The 6,437-nt window shown below is 75.0% G+C and carries 5 protein-coding genes; 4 read left to right on the forward strand and 1 reads right to left on the reverse strand.

What is annotated here, in order from left to right; translation table 11 throughout:
- Nucleotides 1-196 precede the first annotated feature (196 nt).
- A complete protein-coding gene (locus tag NFU81_RS18125) occupies nucleotides 197-1,372 on the forward strand; it encodes an acyl-CoA dehydrogenase family protein (protein WP_251491090.1) in 1,176 nt (391 codons plus the stop codon).
- Between the two features lie 71 nt (nucleotides 1,373-1,443).
- Here NFU81_RS18125 and NFU81_RS18130 read toward each other — a convergent pair whose 3' ends face one another.
- Entirely contained in the window at nucleotides 1,444-1,941 is a 498-nt protein-coding gene (locus tag NFU81_RS18130; RefSeq protein WP_251491092.1) for a hypothetical protein, read from the reverse strand.
- 290 nt (nucleotides 1,942-2,231) lie between these two features.
- On the opposite strand from NFU81_RS18130, the gene NFU81_RS18135 reads away from it, so the two are divergent.
- From NFU81_RS18135 to NFU81_RS18145, 3 genes are all read left to right on the forward strand, one after another.
- Entirely contained in the window at nucleotides 2,232-3,473 is a 1,242-nt protein-coding gene (locus NFU81_RS18135; protein WP_251491094.1) for an FAD-binding protein, read from the forward strand.
- Nucleotides 3,474-3,508: 35 nt separating this feature from the next.
- On the forward strand, nucleotides 3,509-3,949 hold the full coding sequence (locus NFU81_RS18140; RefSeq protein WP_251491096.1) for an Lrp/AsnC family transcriptional regulator: 441 nt from the start codon (nucleotides 3,509-3,511) through the stop codon (nucleotides 3,947-3,949).
- Nucleotides 3,950-4,095: 146 nt separating this feature from the next.
- Nucleotides 4,096-5,727 (forward strand): amidohydrolase, encoded by a 1,632-nt coding sequence (locus tag NFU81_RS18145; RefSeq protein ID WP_251491098.1) that lies wholly within the window; start codon nucleotides 4,096-4,098, stop codon nucleotides 5,725-5,727.
- The last annotated feature ends 710 nt before the right edge of the window (nucleotides 5,728-6,437 follow it).

Below are 6,437 nucleotides of genomic sequence, written 5' to 3' on the forward strand. Positions count from 1 at the left end.
GGCCCCCGCCGCCCGTGCTCCGCCGGGGCGGTGACGGGGCGTTGCCCGATCGGGCATACTCCAACCCGCCGGTCGCGTTGATCAGCCCGTGCCGTGATCCGGTACGGGAGCTTCGTGTCCGGGTATGCCCATCGGACGGCACCGCCCACCCACGGTGACTGCCGCCGTCGCCCCCGAAAGGGAGGAGTGCGCCGCCATGCAGAGTTACGGCCCGCAGCCGGTGTCCCGCCAACTGCCCACCGAGGAGGCGCGGGACCTGCTCGCGCTCACCCGGGACCTGGCCCAGCGGGAGATCGCCCCCGGCGCCGCCGCCGAGGAGGAGGCGGGACGCTTCCCGCGTGAGACGTTCACCCTGATCGGCGAGGCAGGACTGCTCGGCCTGCCCTATCCGGAGGAATACGGCGGCGGAGGCCAGCCGTACGAGGTCTACCTGCAGGTCCTGGAGGAGCTGGCCGCGGCCAGGCTGACCGTCGGCCTCGGGGTCAGCGTCCACACCCTGGCCTGCCACGCGCTCGCCCAGTACGGCAGCAAGGAGCAGCGCGCCGAGCACCTGCCGGGCATGCTCGGCGGCACCCAGCTGGGCGCCTACTGCCTCTCGGAGCCGACCTCGGGCTCCGACGCCGCGGCTCTGCGGACCCGGGCGGCGCGGGACGGCGACGGCTGGACGATCGAGGGCACCAAGGCGTGGATCACCCACGGCGGCGTCGCCGACTTCTACACGGTGCTGGCCCGCAGCGGCGGCGGGGGCGCGCACGGCATCTCCGCGTATCTCGTCCCGGGCGACGCCCCCGGCCTGTCGGCGGCCGTGCCCGAGCGGAAGATGGGCCTGAAGGGCTCACCGACCGCGCAGGTGCACTTCGACGGCGTCCGGGTGCCCGACGCCCGCAGGATCGGCGAGCTCGGCCAGGGCTTCGCCATCGCGCTGGGCGCCCTGGACTCCGGGCGGCTGGGCATCGCCGCGTGCGCCACCGGCGTGGCACAGGCCGCACTGGACGCGGCGCTCGGCTACGTCCTGGAGCGGCGGCAGTTCGACCGGCCGGTCGCCGACTTCCAGGGCCTGCGCTTCATGCTCGCCGACATGGCCACCAGGATCGAGGCGGGCCGGGCGCTCTACCTCGCGGCGGCCAGGCTGCGCGACGAGGGCCAGCCCTTCTCCGCGCGGGCCGCCATGGCGAAGCTCTTCTGCACCGACACCGCGATGCAGGTGACCACCGACGCCGTCCAACTGCTCGGGGGGTACGGCTACACCGCGGACTTCCCGGTCGAGCGCTACATGCGGGAGGCGAAGGTGCTGCAGATCGTGGAGGGCACCAACCAGATCCAGCGGATGGTCGTCGCCCGCCACCTCGCGGGCCCCGAGTCCAGGGGCTGAGCCGCGGCCGGGATAGTGCCGGGCCGGCGTCGTCCACGCCGGCCGGGCGCTGTGGCGGAAGGGGTACGCGCCTAGGCCGCGAGCCCCTGCTCGGGCAGGTGGAACGGCCGCGACTCGGGGCCGCCCACGTGCGAGAACGGCTGCGTACGCCAGTCGAGGCCGGCGGGCAGCGTCAGCAGCGCCGCCAGGTCCTGCCGGTCGCCGCCGGCCAGGCCGTCGGCCGGGCGGGCGTCGGCCACCGCGCGTCCCGAGCCGCCGCAGACGGTCAGGCCGAACGGGTTCCACGGCGTCGCGCACAGGGCGTGCTGCGGCAGCCGCTCCTCGTCCGCGAAGACCGCGATGGGCCGGCCGCAGTCGGGGCAGGACAGCCGGACGACGTCGCCGAAGTCCTCCTCGAACGCCTCGTCGGCGTCGATGCCGTCGATACCGTCCATGAGGTCGTCCGACGCGTCGGCGTCGGAGCCCGCCGGCTCACCGGCGGGGTAGGCGAACGCGGCGTCGCGTTCGTGGCCCTCCTCGAACGCGGGCCTGGTCCGCTCGCTGCGGCTGTGGCGCACATGGTTACGCATGCTGCGTCTCCCCCTCGGGTGGGATGCCCTTCATCGGGTCGGCCCGGCGTCACGCCCAGGGCCATAGCGAGCACTTCCCGCCACGCTACGCGGGTAACCGCGCCATTGCGGACAGAGCCGCGCGCTCGATGTGGCCTTCGTCACACCGGCCCCGGTGGCTGGTTCATGCGCCCCCGCAGTGCGCCCGCGCACCCCCCTGCGCCCCCGCGCGGCGTGTTGCCGTCCGGCCGGATAAGGTGCCAACGGGCGAGGCCAGGACGGGTCCGCCGGACAGCGGGAAGCGTGGCGTGATGCAAAGCAACTGGGCGGGGAACCTGACCTTCTCCGCGGCCGAAGTACGTCGTCCTGCCACCGTCGCGGAGCTGCGCTCGCTGGTCGCGTCGAGCCGCCGGGCCAAGGCGCTCGGCAGCGCCCACTCCTTCAGCGACATCGCCGACACCGACGGCACCCTGATCGAACTGTCCGCGCTGCCGCCCGAGATCGACATCGACACCGCCGCCCGCAGCGTCCGGGTCGCCGCCGGCGTGCGCTACGCGGAACTCGCGGCACACCTGCACGCCCGCGGCTTCGCGCTGCCGAACATGGCGTCCCTGCCGCACATCTCGGTCGGCGGCTCCGTCGCCACCGGCACCCACGGCTCGGGCGACGCCAACGGCGGCCTGGCCACCTCGGTCTCCGCGGTCGACCTGGTCACCGCGGACGGCGGCATCCACACCGTCAGCCGGGCCGCGGACCGCGACACCTTCGACGGGACCGTCGTCGCACTGGGCGCCCTCGGTATCGCCACCCACCTCACCCTGGACCTGCGGCCCGCCTTCGAGGTGCGCCAGCGGGTCCTCACCGGCCTCGAACTCGCCGACGCCACCGCGAACTTCGACGCGATCACCTCGGCCGCGTACAGCGTCAGCCTCTTCACCGACTGGCGCGGCCCGCGCTTCAACCAGGTCTGGCTCAAGCAGCTCGCCGACGCCCCCGACGCCGAATTCCCGTGGGCCAAGCCCGCCGACACCAAGCTGCACCCGGTGCCCGGCGTCGACCCGGTGCACTGCACCGAGCAGTTCGACGTGCCGGGACCCTGGCACGAGCGGCTGCCGCACTTCAGGCCCGGATTCACCCCGAGCAGCGGCGAGGAGCTGCAGTCCGAGTACCTGGTGCCGCGCAGCCACGCGGTCGCCGCGCTCACCGCACTCGACGGCATCCGCGAGACCGTCGCGCCCGTCCTGCAGGTGTGCGAGGTCCGCACGGTCGCCGCGGACCGCCTCTGGCTCAGCCCCGCCTACGGCCGCGACGCCGTCGGCCTGCACTTCACCTGGGTCAAGGACACCGCCGCCGTGCTGCCGGTGCTCGCCGTGCTCGAACAGGCGCTGGCGCCCTACGAGCCCCGCCCGCACTGGGGCAAGCTCTTCACCACCGACCCCGCCGAGGTCCGCGCCCGCTACCCCCGGATGCCCGACTTCCTGGCCCTGGCGGCCGCCACCGACCCGGCCCGCACCTTCTCCAACGGCTTCCTCGATCGGATGCTCCACGCATGACCGAAACCGGCGGCGGGCCGGTAAGGTCGTCGGCTGTGGAAGAGCTGGATCGGCAGATCGTGGACCTGCTCATGGCCGACGGGCGCATGAGCTACACGGACCTGGGCAAGGCCACGGGCCTTTCCACCTCCGCGGTCCACCAGCGGGTGCGCCGGCTCGAACAGCGCGGTGTCATCCGCGGGTACGCCGCGATCGTCGACGCCGAGGCGGTCGGGCTCTCGCTGACCGCGTTCATCTCGGTCAAGCCGTTCGATCCCAGCGCGCCCGACGACATCCCCGAGCGGCTCGCCGACGTGCCCGAGATCGAGGCGTGCCACTCCGTGGCGGGCGACGAGAACTACATCCTGAAGGTGCGCGTCTCCACTCCGATCGAGCTGGAGCACCTCCTGGCGAGGGTGCGCACCCTCGCCGGCGTCTCCACCCGCACCACGGTCGTCCTCTCGACCCCGTACGAGTCCAGGCCTCCCCGCATCTGACGGCGTCGCGCCCCGGGGCGACCGGCCCTTTGCGGTGCGTCCCTTGTCCGCGACGGGCCACCCGCCGGGGGAAGGTCCCGGGAGACCCCCTGGCACGGGGGAGAGGAGGCGGGGGAGAGACTGGGGGGATGCACCAGAGCTCGCCCATGACCAGCCCACCGCCGGAGGCCACCGTGCTGCTCCGCGGGGGGTTCGTGTACACGCCCACCGACCCCTTCGCGACAGCGGTCCTCATCGACGGCGACACCGTCGCCTGGGTCGGCGAGGAGTCCGCCGCCGACTCCTTCGCCGACGGCGCGGACGAGGTCGTCGACCTCGACGGCGCCCTGGTCACCCCGGCGTTCACCGACGCCCACGTGCACACCACCGCCACCGGCCTGGCACTGACCGGCCTCGACCTCACCGGCGTCGGGTCCCTGCCGGAGGCCCTGGCCAGGACCGCCGCGTACGTGGCGGCGCACCCCGCCGACCGCGTCATGCTCGGCCACGGCTGGGACGAGAGCCGCTGGCCCGAGCGGCGCCCGCCGACACGGGCGGAGCTGGACCGGGCGACCGGCGGCCGCCCGCTGTACCTGTCGCGTACCGACGTGCACTCCGCCGCCGTCAGCAGCGGGCTGGCCGCCCTCGTGCCCGGCCTCGCCGGGCTGCCGGGACACGACCCGCAGGCGCCGCTGACCCGCGACGCGCACCACGCCGTACGCCGGGCCGCGTACGCCGCGGTGACGCCCGCCCAGCGGGAGGCCGCCCAGCGGGCCGCGCTGCGGCACGCGGCCGCCCAGGGCATCGGGTCGCTGCACGAGTGCGCAGGCCCCGACATCTCCTCGCAGGACGACCTGACGGGCCTGCTGGCGCTGGCCGCGGCCGGTGACGGCCCTCGGGTGCTCGGCTACTGGGCCGAGCCGGTCCGTACGCCCGCCGACCTGGACCGCCTCCGCGACCTCGGCGCGGTCGGCGCCGGGGGCGACCTGTTCGTGGACGGCTCCCTCGGCTCGCACACCGCCTGCCTGCACGCGCCCTACGCCGACGACGCCGCCGTCACGGGCGTGTCGTACCTGGACGCCGACACCATCGCCCGGCACCTGCTGCTGTGCACCCAGGGCGGTGTACAGGCCGGTTTCCACGCCATCGGGGACGCGGCCGTCGACGCCGTCGTGGCGGGGGTGCGGGCCGCGGCCGAGGCCGTCGGCCTGGACCGGGTGCGGGCGCTGCGGCACCGGGTCGAGCACGCCGAACTCCTCACCGACGCCGCCATCGCGGGCTTCGCCGAATTCGGCCTGGTCGCGTCCGTGCAGCCGGCCTTCGACGCGGCCTGGGGCGGCCCCGACGGGATGTACGCGGCCAGGCTCGGCCCCGAGCGGGCCGCGGCGCTCAACCCGTACGCGGCGCTGACCCGCGCAGGGGTGCCGCTCGCGCTCGGCTCGGACAGCCCGGTCACCCCGCTCGACCCGTGGGGCGCGGTGCGGGCCGCCGCCTTCCACCGCACACCCGGGCACCGGATCTCCGCCCGCGCCGCCTTCACCGGGCACACCCGCGGCGGCTGGCGGGCGGTCGGCCGGGACGACGCGGGCGTCCTGGTGCCGGGCGCACCGGCCGACTACGCGGTGTGGAGCGTCGGCGACCTGGTCGTCCAGGCGCCCGACGAGCGGGTCGCCAACTGGTCGACCGACCCGCGCTCCGGCACCCCCGGCCTGCCCGATCTGACCCCGGGCCGTGACCTGCCGACCGCGCTGCGTACGGTCGTCGGCGGCCGGACGGTCCACTCACGCCCGAACGGGTGACCGGCGGCGTCGCGCGATGCGGCCGAACGGTGCGCCCTCGGCGCGCGGCGGCGTGTCGCGTGCTGGTCGGCCGGTCCGCACTGACCTGCTGATTTGGTGAAACCCCGCAGGTCAAAGCGCTGTTGACAGTTGCCGGTCGGGGGCGAGTAGGTTCGGCGAAGTCCACCACAGGACGTCGAACCGGGGCCCTCCGCGGTCGCGTCGACCGCCGCTGGGCCATGGGGTGTCGCGCCGCACGTGCACGCCGCCACTGGCAGCCAGGTCCAGCGCGCACGACGCAGTACGCGGCTCGCCAGTGGGGCCTCTCCGCCCGAGAGGGTACGGAGGGTGAGCGCCGCCCGATCGGCAGGTGGTACCCGGGAAGGGTCCGGACGCCCAGTAGACAACGGCCTTGGTCCGATTCGCAGCCGGCGAGTCCCAGGTCGGCCCGAAGGGCGTTCGGACCCGTTCCGCAGCATCGCCGGTGGAGAGCGGCGAATTGGGGCCGGGCGCGGTGGGATGGGAAGCTTTGCACATCCGCGGCTCACCCTCGCGTCATCGCAGGGTACGGTCGCCTTCACCATCCTCCACCTGCAGGAAGGCCGCGACCGTGCGCCTGCGCCCCGAAGCCGCCCCCGCGGCGCCCCCGGCGGAACCCGGCGTGCCGGAGACGGCGGCCGGCGGCCCGCCGGCCGAACCGGCCCGCGGCCCCGCCGCGGAGACGCCGGAGC

This window comes from Actinacidiphila cocklensis (assembly GCF_907177275.1).
Classification (GTDB): domain Bacteria; phylum Actinomycetota; class Actinomycetes; order Streptomycetales; family Streptomycetaceae; genus Actinacidiphila; species Actinacidiphila cocklensis.